This is a genomic window from Helicobacter mesocricetorum (assembly GCF_900198605.1).
Taxonomy (GTDB): domain Bacteria; phylum Campylobacterota; class Campylobacteria; order Campylobacterales; family Helicobacteraceae; genus Helicobacter_D; species Helicobacter_D mesocricetorum.
This window is the reverse complement of the sequence record NZ_FZPJ01000009.1, coordinates 82,999-99,555: the sequence shown is the minus strand read 5'-3', so window position 1 is coordinate 99,555 and position 16,557 is coordinate 82,999. Positions and strand designations below refer to the sequence as shown.

The following is a 16,557-nucleotide window of genomic DNA, read 5'->3' as shown; positions in this document are numbered from 1 at the left end:
TAGGTTTTATTATTCTTTAGTTAGTCTTTTTATTCTTTATTCTCTTTACTTCTTTTACTCCCTTAAGTTTAAAACCTTACAAGCAATTAGGACAGCTTTGTTTATTATCTATTAGAGTTATTATATAGCAATGATTAATTCTATATCAAAGCTTAAGTTTCCTACTCTTGTTTGTAAGGTTTTAAGGTTAAGGGGGTTGGTTGGTTGCATTAAGGATAAGAATCTCTAAAATAATACTATTAAGGAACACTCTTAGGAGCGATATTTTTCTATCTCTTTTACAATTTCATTTTCTACTTCTAAAAGCTCTTCATAACTCTTTTTATTCTTTTCTAGTAGCTCATCAAAATGAAATCCCAACATCACAATACGATAAAGTTTAGGTTTATATTTACGCCAATTATAAAGAGTGCTTACATCAACATCTAAATATCCTGCCATATCTCTTTTAGTTTTCTTAAGCACATTACTCCTTAAAAATCTAAAATGTGCTTATTCTACAAATTTTTAGTCGTATAAAAAACAATTTAATATTTCAATTATTTATATAATAAAAATAGAATATTTCAATATTTTAAAAGATATTTTTGATACAATTTAAGTAAATTTTATTTTTAGTGGAGACACAATAATGAAATATACAATACTTTATAGCGGTGCAATTTTAATCGCTATCACTTTCTCTCAAGGTTGCAGTTCTAAAGAGGAAAGATTACTACAGATGGAACAAAATAAAGAAGAAAGGCTATTAAAAATGAAACAAGAACACGAATTACGAATGGAAAAACTTCGAATGAAAAACAACCAATCTTCAGGAGAGAAAGTATTGGATGGTCTATTGGATACTATTCCCAATATTCTTAAATAAAATCTACAAACTTATCACCAAACCTTAATAAAAGATTGGTGATGTAATATTTGTAGATTCTATTTGAAATATTTAGTAGATTCCCAAATATCCTATATCTTTACTAAAATTTGTAAAATAACCAAATTAGTTTTTAATAAGCACTTACATACCCACTTTTTCCCCCACTTTTCTCTACAAGATAAATTTCGCTTAAAACCATACTTTTATCAATTGCCTTTACCATATCATAAATGGTTAATAATCCAATATTTACTCCCATTAATGCTTCCATTTCTACGCCTGTTTGCCCACTAGTTTTAGCACTCACCTCTACTATAAAGGTATTTTCATTACTATTCTCTTGAATATTGCATTTTACCGAAGTCAAATAAAGAGGATGACACATAGGAATAAGCTCACTAGTTCTCTTAACACCCATAATAGCAGCAATTATAGCAGTTTGTAAAACAGGACCTTTTTTCACTTTATTTTCAATCACTGCCTTAAATGCCTCTGCAGACATTGTGATTTTGCCTCTTGCTACCGCCTCTCTAAGTGTAATATCTTTATGAGAGACATCAACCATATTAGGATTGCCGTTTTTGTCCAAATGTGTTAATTGCATATTTTCCCCATTAGCCAATAAATTATACCTTGATATTATAACGCAACTCTTTATATATCGCTGCTTAGATACACAGCCCATAGAAAAATCTTAGCTAAATAAAAAATCTTTAAAATAGAGATTGCTATAATTTAAAAAGTTATTATTTTCTTAAAAAGTTCTTAAAATGAATCCTTATATTAGTAATTATCGCAATAGTCAAAAAATCCAAGAATCTTTTCACGCTATCAAGCTTTTAGGCAAAAAACTAAATAAGTCTATTAAAATTATGGAAGTTTGTGGTGGGCATACCCATACCATTATGAAATACGCCCTCCCCCAACTCCTCCCCAATAACATTGAATTTGTGCATGGTCCAGGCTGTCCAGTTTGCATTATGTCAAAAGGCAGGATTGATTGTGCTTATAAAATTGCCTCTTGCAAAGATGTGATTTTAGTAACTTTGGGAGATATGATAAAGGTTCCAGGTAGCTTTGGAAGCTTACAAGAAGCTAGAGCTAAAGGGCTTGATATTGTTTTTGTTTATTCTCCTTTAGAAGTGCTTAAAATTGCACAAAACAATCCTAATAAGAAAATCGTTTATTTTGCTATCGGTTTTGAAACTACCACACCAATGACAGCAGCATTATTACAAAGTGTAATAAAACAAGGATTGAAAAATGTTTTTTTTCATATCAATCATGTCTTAGTCCCTCCTCCACTAGAAACTATTTTGAGTGCTAAAGATTCCCAAATTGATGCACTTTTAGCTCCATCTCATGTAAGTGTTATTACGGGTTCAAAAATCTATGAACCTCTTGTGCAAAAATACCAAATACCCATCGTTGTATGTGGATTTGAACCCGTAGATGTCGGGGAAAGCCTCATTTCTATTTTAAACCAAATCATTACCAAAACCGCTAAAACAGAAACACAATACGCAAGAAGTGTAACTTATGAGGGAAATCTAAAAGCTCAAGAGCTTGTCTCGCAGTATTTTACCTTAGAAGATAATTTTCATTGGCGTGGGCTTGGGGAAATACCGCATTCCTCCTTGAAATTAAAAGAAGAATTCCGCTCTTATGATGCCAATATTATTTTTCAAGACTACTTAGGAGGTATCCCAAAGGATGAGCATAAAGGCTGTATTTGCGGGGAAATCTTAAAAGGTGTTAAAAAACCTTATGATTGTAAGCTTTTTGGAAAAGCCTGTAATCCTCAAAACCCTTTAGGAAGCTGTATGGTAAGTAGCGAGGGAGCCTGTGCGGCGTATTTTAAATATGAAGGTTTAAAGCTCTAAATCAGATATTTTAATAATCTTTTAGACTTTATCTAAAATAAATGTGCTAGAATTCGGAGTCTATTTTATTTTAAGGTAACATTTTGAAATTCTCTATGCTTTATAGCAAAATTCACCGCGCTTGTGTCAGTGATGCTAATTTAAATTATAATGGTTCAATCACTATTGATATTGAACTTATGAAAGCAGCAGAACTTTATGAGGGACAAAAGGTTGATATTGTAAATATCAACAATGGGGAGCGATTTGCTACTTATATCATTAAAGGAAAAAGTGGCGATGTTTGCCTTAATGGTGCAGCTGCTAGAAAAGTGCAAATCGGGGATAAGATTATCATAATGGCTTATGCGCAATTTTCTAAAAAAGAATTAAAAAAGTATCAACCCAAAGTTGTCCTTGTCGATGAAAAAAATAAAATTATCCAAATCAAAAAGGAGTTAAGATAATGTTTGACCCACAAGAATTAGCTAAAACATTAGGAAACTTACAAGAAAAACTCAATGACGCACAAGAAAAAAATAAAAATCTCACTTTTAACGCTAAAAGCGGTGGTGGATTGATTAATGTAACAGCTAATGGAGATGGGGAAATTATTGATATTACTATTGATGATTCTTTATTAGAAGATAAAGAATCTTTACAAATTCTCCTAATGAGTGCCATCAATGATGTTTTTCAAAGTGTGGAAACTAACCGAAAAAGTATGGCTATGGGTATGCTTGGAAATCTAGGGAATTTTCCTTTTAAGGGATTATAATGAAATCTTTAATTTATCCTCTTGCATCGCTTTGCCTTATGTGTTCGCAACTTTTTGCTTATGATTTTCAAGCCTGTCAAGATAAATCAAAACTCTCTTTAGAAAAAATCGGGAATGATTATGCTGTCGCAATCGAATCGCTTGATAATAAAAAGGCTAAGCTATTCCTCTACTCACCTAAAACCTCCCCCAAAGGCTATAATATTTTAAAACACGATCCTTTTGTAGGAATGTATCTTTTAGAATCTAAAAATAACCTCACACCTATTAGCTTACGCGATATTACTTCCAAAGAATTAGGAGAAGAAATTGCTAGTATCACTCCTCAAGCCAATGTAAGTGGAAAAATCCAAACACTTATGCAAAGTCCTATTGACTTTGCTACCCTCAACACTCCAACCTTTAGCAATAGCTTAATTAGCACAATTTGCGATCATATCTATGGCATAGGAATTGGGGAAAACAAATTTATAGAAAAAAAATATTTAGAAAGATTTTTAAAAAACGATTCTATTTATTATGGAGATATTGGGATACGAGTATTCCAAAACAACAATGACAGAGTAGAAGTGGATGTTATTGATCCCTTTTTTAAAGATAATCCTTTTAAATATGGGGATATTATTATGATGATAAATGGACAAGCTATTCCTAATGTTAGTGATTTTCATCGTGTAGTATTTGATTTAGAGCAAGATTCTATAATACCTGTAAGGATTGAACGCAATCAGGCTGTTATCAATGTAGAAGCCAAAGTTGATAAAAGACGCGGAGGATTACTTCTGCCAGAAGATTTTTTAGGACGCATTGGGATTGAAATTTCTGATAATTTCACAATTACCTCTATTGCACCAACTGCCTCTAATGGATTTGAGCAATTAAAGGTCGGAGATAAGATTTTAACCGTCAATAAAAAGAATGTCCCACAAGGCTATAATGCCATTATTAAGCTATTGGGAGAATTTCCCGACCAACAACAAAAATGGCTAGTTGTGCGCAATGACTTTTACTTCTTTGTAGAAGTCAATAAAAAAGATAATGATTCCACCAATGAAATTGAAGAAATTAGAGAATATTTTTAAGAGTTTTGAATCTTATATTCTAAAAAATCCTCCAAAAGTTCCTAGTTTTCACCCTTATTATGAAAAAGCTCTGTGGGAAATGCTCCAAAGTGGGGGTAAGAGATTTCGCCCTAAACTCCTTTTAAGCGTCGTATATACCTATTGCCCCAAACAGATTGAAAACGCCTTCGCCCCTGCTCTTGGCTTAGAAGTATTACACACTTATTCACTGATTCACGATGACTTACCTGCTATGGATAATGCAAGCTTAAGAAGAGGCACACCCACATTACATACCAAATATGACGAAGTTGGAGCTATTTTAGCAGGGGATGGATTAAACACTTATAGTTTTTATCTAATTGCAACCTCCAAACTCAAAGCAAAAGTTAAAATAAAACTCATTCAATCATTAAGTTATAATGGAGGTATTTTTGGGATGGTATTAGGACAGGCTTTAGATTGCTATTTTGAAAACCAAACACTCTCTTTAGAAAAGCTCAAAACCATACATCTTAATAAAACAGCAAAACTTATCGCAGCTGCTTTAGAAATGGGTGGTATTATCTCCCAATGTGATAAAAAAACTTTAAAAAACCTTTACAAGCTAGGCTTAAATCTAGGATTGTTTTTTCAAATACGGGATGATATTATTGATATTACCCAAAGCACCAAAGAAGCTGGAAAAACCACACAACAAGATTCCCATAAAAATAGCTATGTCAATCTATTGGGGTTAGAAAAATCTAAACAAGAAGCCCTAAAACTCCAAACGCAGATTCAAGAACAATTAAACTCCTTAACACCCAAAATAAAAGAAACTCTACAATTACTACTAAAAGACTATTTTAAGGTATAAAATGAAAAGAATCCTAATTACTAATGACGATGGTTTTGACTCTGTGGGTCTTCAGGCATTAAAAGAAGCTTTAAGCCCCTTAGGACAAATTACAATAGTTGCTCCAGCCACAGAAAAATCTGCTTGTGGGCATGGAATGACTCTTACTAAACCTTTACGTTTTATCAAAATTGATGATGACTTTTATAAACTTGATGATGGGGGTCCAACAGATTGTATCTATCTCGCACTTCACGCACTTTATGATGAAAATTATAAACCCGATTTGATTGTGAGTGGAATTAATCTTGGCTCTAATATGGGAGAAGATGTAAGTTATTCTGGGACAGCTAGTGGAGCTATGGAGGGCGTATTACACGATATTCCTTCCATTGCTATTTCACAAGTTTTACAAAATGAAAATATCTTTGACTTTGATTTTACTCTTGCTAAAGAGACTATTACCTCCCTTGCTAAAAAAATACTCCATCAAGGTTTTCCTCTGCAAACTAGAGAATTTCTTAATGTGAATATCCCCCCCATTCCAAAAGAACTCTGCAAGGGAATAAAAATCACAGAACTTGGGATTCGTATGTATGGCAATGATGCCCATTTACACCGCAATCCTCGTGGAGAAGAATATTATTGGCTAGGATTACACCCTCTATCGTGGAGAGAAAGAGAAAGCAAAAATTCAGACTTTAGTGCCATTAAAGAAGGTTTTGTCTCCATTACTCCTATCACACTTGACTTTACAGCTAGAAACCGCTTAGAAAGCCTACAAAATTGGATACAGCAATGATAGAAAAACGTTTTAGCAGGACATTATTGCTCTTTAAAGAAGAAGGATTTGCCAAACTCCAAAATGCAAAGATTCTAATTCTTGGCGTAGGCGGTGTTGGTAGCTTTGCACTAGATTGTTTATACCGCACAGGCATAGGGAATCTGTGTATTATAGATTATGATTACTTTGATGAAACAAACCAAAATAGGCAAATTGGTGCTTTTGAAGGTGTTGGAGAAAAAAAAGTCAAAGTTTTAAGCAAAAAATATCCGGGTATTGAAGCCATAGATACTCAAATCTCCTATGACTTTATCCAAAATTTTAATTTTAATGCCTTTGATATTGTTATTGATGCTATTGATGATATTCCCTCTAAAGTCCTCCTTGCCCTCAAAATTGCACCCCAAAAAAACTCTCACCCTATTTTGTTGTCCTCCACAGGAAGTGCGAAAAAGCTTGATCCATCTAAAATCCAATGCGCAAGTATCTGGAAAAGTTATGGAGATAAATTTGCTAGGAAATTCCGAGAAAATTTAAAAAAAGAGAAATTTCGTGGAGACTTTAAAGTTATCTTTAGCCCTGAAGAACCAAAATGCAAAGAATTAGGTAGCTTTAGTGGCGTAACAGCAAGCTTTGGTTTAAGACTAGCTAGTGAGAGTATTGCAATAATCTTAAAAAGGAAAATACAATGAGAATCTATACAAAGCCCTATGAAGAAGACGATAATGAAGAATTTGAAGAAGAATATGAGGATTATGATTCCAAATACGAAGATAATGATAAATTTCTTTATGATGAGGATGATTATGATAGCGGAGAGAGTGATTATGAAGGAGAAGATTAATCAATGCAGCCTATAAAAGTTGCACTTATACAGCAAGCATTTCAAGGAAGTAAAGCCGCAACTATGCAAAGAAGCGCAAAAATGATAAAGGAAGCAGCACAAAAAAGTGCGCAGCTTGTAGTGCTACAAGAATTACACACCACAGAATATTTTTGCCAAAGTGAAAATACAGATTTTTTTGATTATGCCCTAAGCTTCAAAGAAGATTGCGAATATTTTAGTCAAATTGCTAAAAACAACAAAATAGTTCTAGTTACCTCTCTCTTTGAAGCACGAGCAAGTGGTCTTTATCATAATACAGCCGTTGTTTTTGAAAAAAATGGAGAAATTGCGGGTAAATATCGCAAGATGCATATTCCTGATGATCCGGGCTTTTATGAGAAATTCTATTTTACACAAGGAGATTTGGGCTTCACACCCATAACAACAAGTCTAGGTAAGCTTGGAATCCTCATTTGTTGGGATCAATGGTATCCAGAAGCTGCAAGAATTATGGCTTTAAAAGGTGCTGAAATTTTAATCTATCCTACAGCCATTGGCTGGTTTGATGAAGATAATCAAGAAGAAAAGGAGAGGCAAAGGGAAGCTTGGATTGCCATACAAAGGGGACATTCTATCGCTAATGCACTTCCTGTTGTGGCAACCAATCGCGTGGGTTTTGAAAAAGATAAGAGTGGAGTTTTAAATGGGATTCGCTTTTGGGGTTCTAGCTTTGCCTTTGGAGCGCAAGGGGAGCTTTTGGCATTAGGAAGCACAACAGAAGAAGAGATTTTATATTTTCAATGGGATAAAAATCAAAGCGAAAAAATTCGTAGAATCTGGCCATTTTTGCGTGATAGGCGCATTGATTCTTATCAAAGCCTTTTGAAATGTTTTGATGATTAGCGACAAAGAAAAGTGGGATTATCGCCACGCCAATAATCCAGCCCCAACTAACCCGCTTGAACTTTTAGTGCAGAATATTATCTTTGCCAAAAAGGGTAAAGCCTTAGATATTGCCTGTGGAATGGGAAGAAATAGCCTTTTTATGCGTGATAATGGTTTTGTTGTTGATAGCGTTGATATTTCTCCCTTTGCAATCTCACATTTGCAAAACCTGCCTAATATCAACCCTATATGTGCTAACTTAGATACCTTCATAATCCCAAAAGAAAACTATGATTTAATTTGCAATAGCTTCTTTTTAGAGCGGAGATTATTTCCTTTTATCATAGAAGGATTAAAAAAGGGAGGAATTTTAATCTTTGAAACTTTTGTAAAAAACGATGATGAATCTTGCAATGCTCCTATTTCTAACCCTTCACATTTGTTACGAAAAAACGAACTTTTAAAAGCATTCTTGGATTTAGAAATACTTTTCTATGAAGAAAAACTTACCCAAGTATCTAATAATTACTCTCCCGCCTTTGCCATCACCGCAAGACTTGTAGCCCGTGCTTAAAAAATACTTTCATTTTTATTCCAAACAAAGAAGTAAAAAAATATTACATATTGCCATTCCCTCTGGCTTAAATTCCCTCTTAGATATTATCAATATCTCCATAGATCTTTTTTTAATTGGTGTTTTTGGAGCAAATGCTATTGTAGCTGTTGGAGTAAGCCTAAATTATATTATGCTTACCTTTGCCTTTACAACGATTGTTTTTGTGGGCAATAGCGCATTAGCTTCACGATTTTTAGGAGCTAATGATAAAGAGGCTGCTAATGAAGTCGTTGTAAGCCTGACTTTTGCTGCTTTTTGCCTCTCTATTCCTTTAACCACCATAGCTTTTTTATGTTTTAATCCTTTTTTTGAATGGATTAATATCTCCAAAGAAGCACAAGAAATTGCATACTCTTACCTATCCATAGCACTTTTTAGTATTCCGCCTTTATTGATAAAGCAAGTAAGCATTTCCGCTTTTTCAGCTGCAGGAGCAACCAATATTCCTTTTATCATCAAAGTTTTCATTACACTCCTTAATCCCCTTATTAAATATTCCTTTATCTTTGGATTTTTATTAATCCCAGCCCTTGGAGTAAAAGGTGCAGCAATAGCAACTTTAATCATTAATATTTTAGAAACTTTAGCCTTACTTTTTTGTCTCATATTTTATAAAAAAAGCCCATTATCCCTTAGAGGAAAAATCAATTTGGATTATATTAAAAGGGCTTTAATAATTGGAATCCCATCAGGTTGCGAAAGACTTTTTACACTTTTTGCCATTATTCTAATGACAAAATTTGTAGCTCTTTATGGAACTTATGATTTAGCAGGCTATCAGATTGCAACAAGAATAGAAGGATTTGCATTTATGCCAGGATTTGGCTTTATGATAGCCTCTATGGTGCTTATGGGACAAAGTCTTGGAGCTAAAAAACCTTTAGAAGCAAAATACAGCACTTTAAATGCTCTCTTCTTAGGAGGGATTTTTATGGGGACTATTGGGGTTATTATGAGTATTTTTGCACCTTTACTTTCAAGTTTTTTTACCAAAGACTTAAAGACCATTGAAGCAAGTGTCCGCTACCTCATACCTATAGGAATCTCACAAATAGCCTTTGCCTATATCTGTATTTTAGATGGAGCCTTACGAGGTGCTGGAATCACTAAAATTACCTTAATAGTTAATGGCTTAATGATTTGGGTAATCCGCGTGATACCTTGTTATTTTATGGCTAAACTTCAATATCCTATCATTTATATTTATATTTGTATTTGTTGTGAGACTTTTTTACGCGCTTTTATCTATTGGAAAATCTTCCAAAGTGGGATTTGGAAGCACCATAAAGTCTAATTTATCAATGCCCTAATTCTATTAATCAAGCCCTAAAATTAAAATCCCTCCTTAAAAAGTTTAGATTTTTATTCTTCAATAAATATCAATCCTATAACTATTAATAATGCCCTCAAGAATAATTAAAATCCAAGAAAATCTCTATTCTATAAGTTTATGTTACTTGAATTGTTAAGTTGCAGTTACCAAATAAGCTAATGAAGAATGTTTATATTTATGTGGCCGGGAGAGAGGGATTCGAACCCCCGGAGGTGTTACCCTCAACGGTTTTCAAGACCGCCGCTTTCGACCACTCAGCCATCTCCCGTAAAATTAATGAAGAATATAATATGGAGGCGACACCCAGATTCGAACTGGGGAATCAAGGCTTTGCAGGCCCATGCCTTACCGCTTGGCTATGTCGCCATTTAAGTGGTGCCCGGAGCCGGACTTGAACCGGCACGAACGCAATGTTCGAGGGATTTTAAGTCCCTTGTGTCTACCATTTCACCACCCGGGCGAAGTATTGTTTTAATATCTTTAAATGGAGCGGGAGACGGGGATCGAACCCGCGGCCCCAACCTTGGCAAGGTTATGCTCTACCACTGAGCTACTCCCGCAAAATTAAGCTAGGAATTATAACAATGCTTTTTTTAAAAATCAAGGGATTAATAATAATTTTGTAAAAAAATGATAGAATCCCCCTCACTTTATAAATGCCAAAAAGAGGAACAAAAACCCATAAAGGAGCAATATGCAAACTGACAAAATTATTCTTCTTGTATTTTATTTAATGCTTTCAACACTTAATAGCTATGCCACACAAAGCAAATCACAACAAGAAACTACCTATACAACTTATTTGCTCAATAAGCATAAACTCTTTGTTGCAAGATCTATGGAAGGTATCCTCTTTGCAGGCATACAAGGAGAAAATTCCCAAAATTGTTTGCTAGATGGAGAAATGCCCCTTAAAAATGGTAATTTAAAATGTGGAATCCATACCTTTAAAGTCCGCAATGGAAAACTAGAAGAAAAGCACCATTTACCCATTCAATCAAGCTTTACACTAAAGGCACAAGAAGTTACTTACGAATACCCCAATCATCAAAGCAATAAAATTTCAACGCTTTTTCAATGCTCAACAAATACTGAAATCCAAAATCTTTTAAAGCTAATGTATCAAAAAAATTTTTCTTGTGAAAATGGGCAAAAAATATTTTATGAAGAAGCAAAAATCTCTATGCAAAAATACATTAAAAATACCAACACTTACCATCAAGAAATTCAAAAATCTTTAAAACATTCCCCATTAGAAAATATTGTTGCAGATACACTTGTTTATTTTGATGATAAAATATTGGTTTTTGAGAGGAATAGTTATTTATACACTGGAGGATCACACGGAATGCCAACCAAACAAGGCATTATACTCTCAAGAAGCAAAGGATTAATCAATGTCTATAAAAATATAGATTTCAATAATCACGCATTAAAAACACTGCTTTGGGAAAAATACGAAGAATACCTCAAACAACTCCCTAAAGAAACTCCTCCACCTACAGAAACTTATGTAGATTTTGAAAACTTTAAAATTTCTGATGCGATATTATTGGATTATGATGGAATACTCTTCCTCTACCAACCTTATGAGATTATGCCTTATTCTTATGGTATTATAAGCTTAAAAATTCCTTTAATAGAACTACAAGAGTTTGAAGATTTTAAAAACTCTGCTTTTCGACATCTACTAACTACAAATATTAAAGGACAAAAATGAAATTACTAACCTTAACATTGAGCATTTTACTTCTTTTTATCGCTTGTGATGATACTAAAATTTCCAATATAAGCCCCACTGATAAAATCAAAGCTACCAATCCCGAAAAGCTTACCCTAGAAGATACGCAAAAAGGGAAGCTTACTATCCAACACATCATAAAAAATAGTGGCAATTTTAAAAATATTGACCCCAAAGAAGAAGAGATTCTAAAAAATTTAATCGTTACTTCAGAGACAAAAAATATTAAAATTTTATTCTTTTTCACAACTTGGTGTGAGCCTTGTGAGGGAATAATACCTCACCTAGAAAACCTACGGCAACAATTTAATGAAGCCATTACCATTTATGGAATCTCTGTTGATGATTTTGTAGAAAATTCTGATAACTTTAAACAAGTCTTAGAAGCGTTTGCACAACAAAATAATATTCAATTCCCTATGATTGTAGATTCCAATAGGTTTAAATTTCTTGAAATGCTTAATGGAATTGAAGGTGTGCCTCTATTAGCCCTCTATGACGAAAATGGCTCTTACATTATCCATTACCTAGGAGCAGCCCCTGAAGAAATGATCGAATTTGATATTTTACAAAGATTAGAAAAAAGGTAAAGGAATGTTTGGAATATTCAAAAAAACTTTAGAAAAAACCACACAAAATATCAAAGAACTCCTACCAAAAGCACAAAAAAAGCTACAAAAGGAAGAATTAGAAGAAATTCTCATTGCAGCAGATATTGATTATGATTTATTAGAAATGATACTCTCTCCTTTAGGAGAAGAAATCAGCAAAAATGAGCTTGAAGTAGCCCTGCTTAGACTTTTTAGGGGAGAGAGTTATTATGATAAAGTGCGGATTAAACCCATTGACGAAAAACCTTGCGTAGAGCTTATTATAGGTGTTAATGGAGCTGGTAAAACAACCACTATTGCTAAACTTGCTAATATCTATAAAAAACAAGGCAGGAGTGTAATTTTAGGTGCTGGAGATACCTTTAGGGCTGCAGCTATTGAACAATTAAGTCTATGGGCAAATAAACTCAATATCCCCATTATTGCCTCAAAAATTGGACACGACCCTTCTGCAGTTGCCTATGATACCATCACTTCAGCCATAGCTAGAAATATAGATAATGTGATTCTTGATACCGCAGGACGATTACACAACCAAACAAATCTACAAAATGAATTACAAAAAATACTCCGAATCTGCCATAAAGCCAAAGCTGATGCCCCCCATAGAAAAATACTCATCCTAGATGGCACACAAGGCACTTCAAGCCTACAACAAGCCAAAGTTTTTAGCCAAAGCTTAGGAGGCATTGATGGGGTTATTGTTACCAAGCTTGATGGAAGTAGCAAAGGAGGAGCAATCTTTAGCATTATCCACACTTTACGCACACCAATCCTTTATATCGGCACCGGCGAAAACCTTGAAGACATTATTGTCTTTGATGAAAATCAATATATTCAAACGATTTTGGATTCTATTTTTAGAGATTAATATGAAATTCAATATAAAAAATCCCCCCCCCCCCGCTATATTATGTAAATGCTGTGCAAATCAAGCGTTATTGTTTGATGTTTGCGATTTTAATAAAAGTCCAATAAAAATAAATTTGTGCGGAATTCCTATTTATTATTACCGCTGTTCCTTCTGCGGCTTTATCTTTACTTGTGCTTTTGATAAGTGGAGCAATAAGGAATTTTCACATTTTATTTATAACCAAGATTATATCTACTTTGACCCAGATTATCTTAAGATTCGCCCACAATCTAATGCATCTTTATTGCGGGATAGCTTGAAAATGAAACAGGATTTAGATGTTTTAGATTATGGTTGTGGCAATGGCAAAATGCTTGAAATTCTCTCTCAAGACGGATATAAAATAGATGGTTATGATGCTTTTAATGATAAATTCAAAATCAAAACTTCGAAAAAATACGATGTGATTGTTGCTTTTGAAGTAGTGGAGCATATTAGTGATGTTTTTGGGACATTCCAAGAAATTTTTGGGATGCTGAAAAAAGAAGGAGTATTTTTATTCTCTACTTTATTGCAACCGCAAAATATCTTAGATATAGGCACACATTGGTGGTATATTGCCCCAAGAAATGGGCATGTTTCTATTTTTACACAACAAAGTTTAAGGAATCTTTGTCAAAGGATACATTGTGATTATGAAGTTTTTTCATTTAACGAAAACTTGCATTTAATGTTTGACAAAAACCATCTGCCCCATTATTTTTTAGGCATTCAATGATTTTGTAAATTTTCTAATAATGCGTTATGATTCTACAAAAAGTAGGAAAATATGGCAAAGAAAAAAATACAAATCTTTGAATGTCAGCATTGTGGGTTACAAAGTCCAAAATGGCTAGGAAAATGTTCAAATTGTGGTTCTTGGGAGAGCTTTTTAGAACTCAAAGAGGAGCATATCCAAAGCCTACAAACATTCAATAATACTTCTAAAGCTATCCCTATTACACAAATACAAGATGAAACATTCACGCGTTTTAGCTCCAAAGAAAATGAACTTGATATTGTTCTTGGAGGTGGAATTGTTATAGGTGGAATGTATCTTGTAGGCGGAAGTCCCGGCGTTGGTAAATCCACTTTGTTATTAAAAATTTCTAGCAATTTAGCCAATGATGGGAAAAATGTCTTATATGTAAGCGGAGAGGAAAGCGCATCCCAAATTCGTATGCGCGCAGAGCGGTTAAACGCTATGAATCCTAATCTTTATTTACTCAATGAAATTAAGTTAGAATCTATACTTGCAACCCTCCAAAACAAAGAGAGGCATTATACTATGCTAGTTATTGATAGTATCCAAACCCTTTATAGTGAAAAAATTACTTCCTCTCCAGGTAGCGTCTCACAAGTGCGTGAAGTTACCTTTGAGCTTATGCGTTTAGCCAAAAACTATGGAATTTGCGTTTTTATTATAGGACATATCACCAAAGAAGGTTCTATTGCAGGTCCTAGAATCTTAGAACATATGGTTGATTGCGTATTGTATTTTGAAGGGGATTCTAATAGAGAGCTTAGAATCTTAAGGGGATTTAAAAATCGTTTTGGGAATACCAGTGAGGTTGGTATTTTTGAAATGAAAAGCAATGGTTTAGTAAGCGCTAAAGAAGCTTCAAAATTTTTCTTCTCCGAAAAAACTTCGAGTCCCGGCAGTGCCTTAAGCGTTGTCTTAGAGGGAAGCAGAGCCTTAGTTTTGGAAGTGCAAGCCTTAGTAAGTGATTGTGCGTATGGTGCGCCCAAACGTTCTTCTACAGGTTTTGAAACTAATCGTCTAAATATGATTTTAGCTCTCCTAGAACGGAAACTAGAAATTCCTCTTAATCGCTATGATGTTTTTATTAATATCACTGGTGGAATTAAGATTGTAGAAACCGCTGCTGATTTAGCCATTGTTGCTGCTATCCTTTCAAGCTTTCGTAATAGGGCACTCTCTTCACAAAGTGTTTTTATCGGTGAAGTAAGCCTAGTAGGAGATATAAGGGAAGTTCCAAATATCGAACAAAGACTAAAAGAATCCCTCTCTCTTGGGATAAATAAAGCTATCTTACCCAAAAAACCCACCCAACACCTCGATATTAAATGTTTTGAAGTGCAAGAAGTTACAAAAATCTTAGACTGGATGGAATAAGACTATTACTTACAAATCTTTGAAATAACCCAATTCTCATTCGATTTTATGCAAGTAGCAAATGCCACTGCTAAATACATTGATTATTCTATAACCTCCTTAAACCAATCACAAACAAGAAAGTTACAACCCCACAAAGACAAATTAAAATAATCCAATTTTCAAAAAGGTTTTTTAAGATAATATAAACATCCTAAAAACCCAATTATTCCTCCAGCATATCCTATAAATTCTAAAGAAATTTTCTCAACGATAACCCCTCCAATAAATGCACCCCCTCCAATACCAATATTATAAATACCAGAGAGCATAGACATTGCCACAGAGGTAGCACTAGGCACAAAAGCTATAAGCTTAGATTGCAAGGCTAAGTTAAAGATACTCAAAGCAAATCCCCAAATTATGCACAATATTATCATTAGCACATTATTAAAAGCACACAATTCTAATAAAAACAAGCTTAGTGTAATGCCAAAAATTCCACAATAAGTAAAACCCTTTGAATACTTATCATAATATTTTGAAAACAAGAAACTCGCTACAAACCCAACGCTTCCAAACAAAACTAACAGCCAAGTTATCTCATCTTTACTAAAATCTGCTATTTGCGCCCAAAAGGGTTCAATATAACTATAAACACTAAAATGTGCGGTAGGTAAAAGAATAGCCAAGATATAAATTGATAATAAATAAGGAGTCTTAAATAATTTAGGGAGAGTTCTAATAGAAACTCCACCAGAGCTTGGGACATTTGGAAATATCCTCCAAATAATAACCAAAACTACAAAAGCTACTATCCCAATACATAAAAAGGTAATTCTCCAACCCATATACAAACCAATCACCCTACCTAAGGGTAATCCCATAACAAAAGCAGTAACAGAACCAGCGACAACAAGACTTAAGGCTAAAGATTGCTTATTTTTTGGAGCCACACGAACTGCCATAGGTGTAGCAATAGACCAAAAAAGTGCGTGAGAACAAGCAACACCCATACGAGAAATAAACAAAAGAATATAACTTTCTGCTAAACTTGAAAGAATATGGCTTACTACAAATAAACTCATAGTGCCTAATAAAAGTTTTTTTAATTCCATTTTAGAAAAAAGTAGCATAAGTGGCAAAGACATCAAAGCAACCCCAAAAGCATAACCACTAATTAAAATCCCTATTTGGGATTGACTAACACCAAAATCCTTTGCAATAGCACTTAATAAACCAATAGGAATGAATTCTGAAGTATTAAAAATAAAAGCCGCAAAAGCAATAGCAATCACACCCAACCATACAAAATTTTGCCTCTCCATCTCTGTCCTTTAGAG

At 33.9% G+C, this 16,557-nt stretch carries 20 protein-coding genes and 4 tRNA genes; 17 read left to right on the top strand and 7 right to left on the bottom strand.

What is annotated here, in order from left to right:
- Window positions 1-252: 252 nt before the first annotated feature.
- Window positions 253-465 (bottom strand): transcriptional regulator, encoded by a 213-nt coding sequence (locus C6H18_RS02670; protein WP_199770106.1) that lies wholly within the window; start codon window positions 463-465, stop codon window positions 253-255.
- Window positions 466-631: 166 nt separating this feature from the next.
- On the opposite strand from C6H18_RS02670, the gene C6H18_RS02665 reads away from it, so the two are divergent.
- A complete protein-coding gene (locus C6H18_RS02665) occupies window positions 632-868 on the top strand; it encodes a hypothetical protein (protein ID WP_104721561.1) in 237 nt (78 codons plus the stop codon).
- A 133-nt stretch (window positions 869-1,001) separates the two neighbouring features.
- On the opposite strand, the gene moaC is transcribed toward C6H18_RS02665, so the two are convergent.
- The gene (moaC, locus tag C6H18_RS02660; protein WP_104721567.1) at window positions 1,002-1,475 is read right to left on the bottom strand and encodes a cyclic pyranopterin monophosphate synthase MoaC; all 474 of its coding nucleotides are present in this window, start codon (window positions 1,473-1,475) and stop codon (window positions 1,002-1,004) included.
- 166 nt (window positions 1,476-1,641) lie between these two features.
- Between moaC and hypD the strand changes: the two genes are divergently transcribed.
- The 11 genes from hypD to C6H18_RS02610 all read left to right on the top strand — a co-directional run bounded on the left by hypD (window position 1,642) and on the right by C6H18_RS02610 (window position 9,815).
- Window positions 1,642-2,754 (top strand): hydrogenase formation protein HypD, encoded by a 1,113-nt coding sequence (gene hypD / locus C6H18_RS02655; RefSeq protein WP_104721560.1) that lies wholly within the window; start codon window positions 1,642-1,644, stop codon window positions 2,752-2,754.
- An 83-nt stretch (window positions 2,755-2,837) separates the two neighbouring features.
- On the top strand, window positions 2,838-3,200 hold the full coding sequence (gene panD / locus C6H18_RS02650; RefSeq protein WP_104721559.1) for an aspartate 1-decarboxylase: 363 nt from the start codon (window positions 2,838-2,840) through the stop codon (window positions 3,198-3,200).
- Entirely contained in the window at window positions 3,200-3,511 is a 312-nt protein-coding gene (locus tag C6H18_RS02645; protein WP_104721558.1) for a YbaB/EbfC family nucleoid-associated protein, read from the top strand. The genes panD and C6H18_RS02645 overlap by 1 nt, the downstream gene beginning before the upstream one ends.
- A complete protein-coding gene (locus C6H18_RS02640) occupies window positions 3,511-4,593 on the top strand; it encodes a DUF7488 domain-containing protein (protein WP_104721557.1) in 1,083 nt (360 codons plus the stop codon). The genes C6H18_RS02645 and C6H18_RS02640 overlap by 1 nt, the downstream gene beginning before the upstream one ends.
- Window positions 4,562-5,431, top strand: a complete 870-nt coding sequence (locus C6H18_RS02635) for a polyprenyl synthetase family protein (protein WP_104721556.1) — start codon at window positions 4,562-4,564, stop codon at window positions 5,429-5,431. Before C6H18_RS02640 ends, C6H18_RS02635 begins: the two co-directional genes overlap by 32 nt.
- A gap of 1 nt (window position 5,432) precedes the next feature.
- Window positions 5,433-6,212 carry a 5'/3'-nucleotidase SurE gene (gene surE / locus C6H18_RS02630; RefSeq protein ID WP_104721555.1) on the top strand — a complete coding sequence of 260 codons (780 nt, stop codon included), beginning with the start codon at window positions 5,433-5,435 and terminating at the stop codon, window positions 6,210-6,212.
- A complete protein-coding gene (locus C6H18_RS02625) occupies window positions 6,209-6,886 on the top strand; it encodes a ThiF family adenylyltransferase (protein WP_104721554.1) in 678 nt (225 codons plus the stop codon). The genes surE and C6H18_RS02625 overlap by 4 nt, the downstream gene beginning before the upstream one ends.
- Window positions 6,883-7,038: a hypothetical protein gene (locus C6H18_RS09535; protein ID WP_199770105.1), complete on the top strand. Its 156-nt coding sequence runs from the start codon at window positions 6,883-6,885 to the stop codon at window positions 7,036-7,038. The genes C6H18_RS02625 and C6H18_RS09535 overlap by 4 nt, the downstream gene beginning before the upstream one ends.
- Window positions 7,039-7,041: 3 nt before the next feature.
- Complete coding sequence (locus C6H18_RS02620; protein WP_104721553.1) at window positions 7,042-7,923, top strand: carbon-nitrogen hydrolase; 882 nt, start codon at window positions 7,042-7,044, stop codon at window positions 7,921-7,923.
- The gene (locus tag C6H18_RS02615) at window positions 7,916-8,479 is read left to right on the top strand and encodes a class I SAM-dependent methyltransferase (RefSeq protein WP_104721566.1); all 564 of its coding nucleotides are present in this window, start codon (window positions 7,916-7,918) and stop codon (window positions 8,477-8,479) included. The genes C6H18_RS02620 and C6H18_RS02615 overlap by 8 nt, the downstream gene beginning before the upstream one ends.
- Window positions 8,472-9,815 (top strand): MATE family efflux transporter, encoded by a 1,344-nt coding sequence (locus C6H18_RS02610; RefSeq protein ID WP_104721552.1) that lies wholly within the window; start codon window positions 8,472-8,474, stop codon window positions 9,813-9,815. Before C6H18_RS02615 ends, C6H18_RS02610 begins: the two co-directional genes overlap by 8 nt.
- Window positions 9,816-10,034: 219 nt before the next feature.
- On the opposite strand, the gene C6H18_RS02605 is transcribed toward C6H18_RS02610, so the two are convergent.
- From C6H18_RS02605 to C6H18_RS02590, 4 genes are all read right to left on the bottom strand, one after another.
- A tRNA-Ser gene (locus C6H18_RS02605) sits at window positions 10,035-10,122 on the bottom strand.
- Window positions 10,123-10,145: 23 nt separating this feature from the next.
- Window positions 10,146-10,220 (bottom strand) — tRNA-Cys (locus tag C6H18_RS02600).
- 7 nt (window positions 10,221-10,227) lie between these two features.
- A tRNA-Leu gene (locus tag C6H18_RS02595) sits at window positions 10,228-10,314 on the bottom strand.
- Between the two features lie 25 nt (window positions 10,315-10,339).
- Window positions 10,340-10,414 (bottom strand) — tRNA-Gly (locus tag C6H18_RS02590).
- Window positions 10,415-10,548: 134 nt separating this feature from the next.
- On the opposite strand from C6H18_RS02590, the gene C6H18_RS02585 reads away from it, so the two are divergent.
- The 5 genes from C6H18_RS02585 to radA are packed head-to-tail and all read left to right on the top strand — an operon-like array spanning window position 10,549 to window position 15,235.
- Complete coding sequence (locus C6H18_RS02585) at window positions 10,549-11,574, top strand: DUF3298 and DUF4163 domain-containing protein (protein WP_104721551.1); 1,026 nt, start codon at window positions 10,549-10,551, stop codon at window positions 11,572-11,574.
- Entirely contained in the window at window positions 11,571-12,185 is a 615-nt protein-coding gene (locus C6H18_RS02580; RefSeq protein WP_104721550.1) for a TlpA family protein disulfide reductase, read from the top strand. Before C6H18_RS02585 ends, C6H18_RS02580 begins: the two co-directional genes overlap by 4 nt.
- A 4-nt stretch (window positions 12,186-12,189) precedes the next feature.
- Complete coding sequence (ftsY, locus tag C6H18_RS02575; RefSeq protein ID WP_104721549.1) at window positions 12,190-13,077, top strand: signal recognition particle-docking protein FtsY; 888 nt, start codon at window positions 12,190-12,192, stop codon at window positions 13,075-13,077.
- Between the two features lies 1 nt (window position 13,078).
- Window positions 13,079-13,837: a class I SAM-dependent methyltransferase gene (locus C6H18_RS02570; protein WP_158654852.1), complete on the top strand. Its 759-nt coding sequence runs from the start codon at window positions 13,079-13,081 to the stop codon at window positions 13,835-13,837.
- A 51-nt stretch (window positions 13,838-13,888) separates the two neighbouring features.
- Window positions 13,889-15,235 (top strand): DNA repair protein RadA, encoded by a 1,347-nt coding sequence (radA, locus tag C6H18_RS02565; RefSeq protein WP_104721547.1) that lies wholly within the window; start codon window positions 13,889-13,891, stop codon window positions 15,233-15,235.
- Between the two features lie 161 nt (window positions 15,236-15,396).
- Here radA and C6H18_RS02560 read toward each other — a convergent pair whose 3' ends face one another.
- Window positions 15,397-16,542 carry a sugar transporter gene (locus C6H18_RS02560; RefSeq protein ID WP_104721546.1) on the bottom strand — a complete coding sequence of 382 codons (1,146 nt, stop codon included), beginning with the start codon at window positions 16,540-16,542 and terminating at the stop codon, window positions 15,397-15,399.
- Window positions 16,543-16,557: the final 15 nt, after the last annotated feature.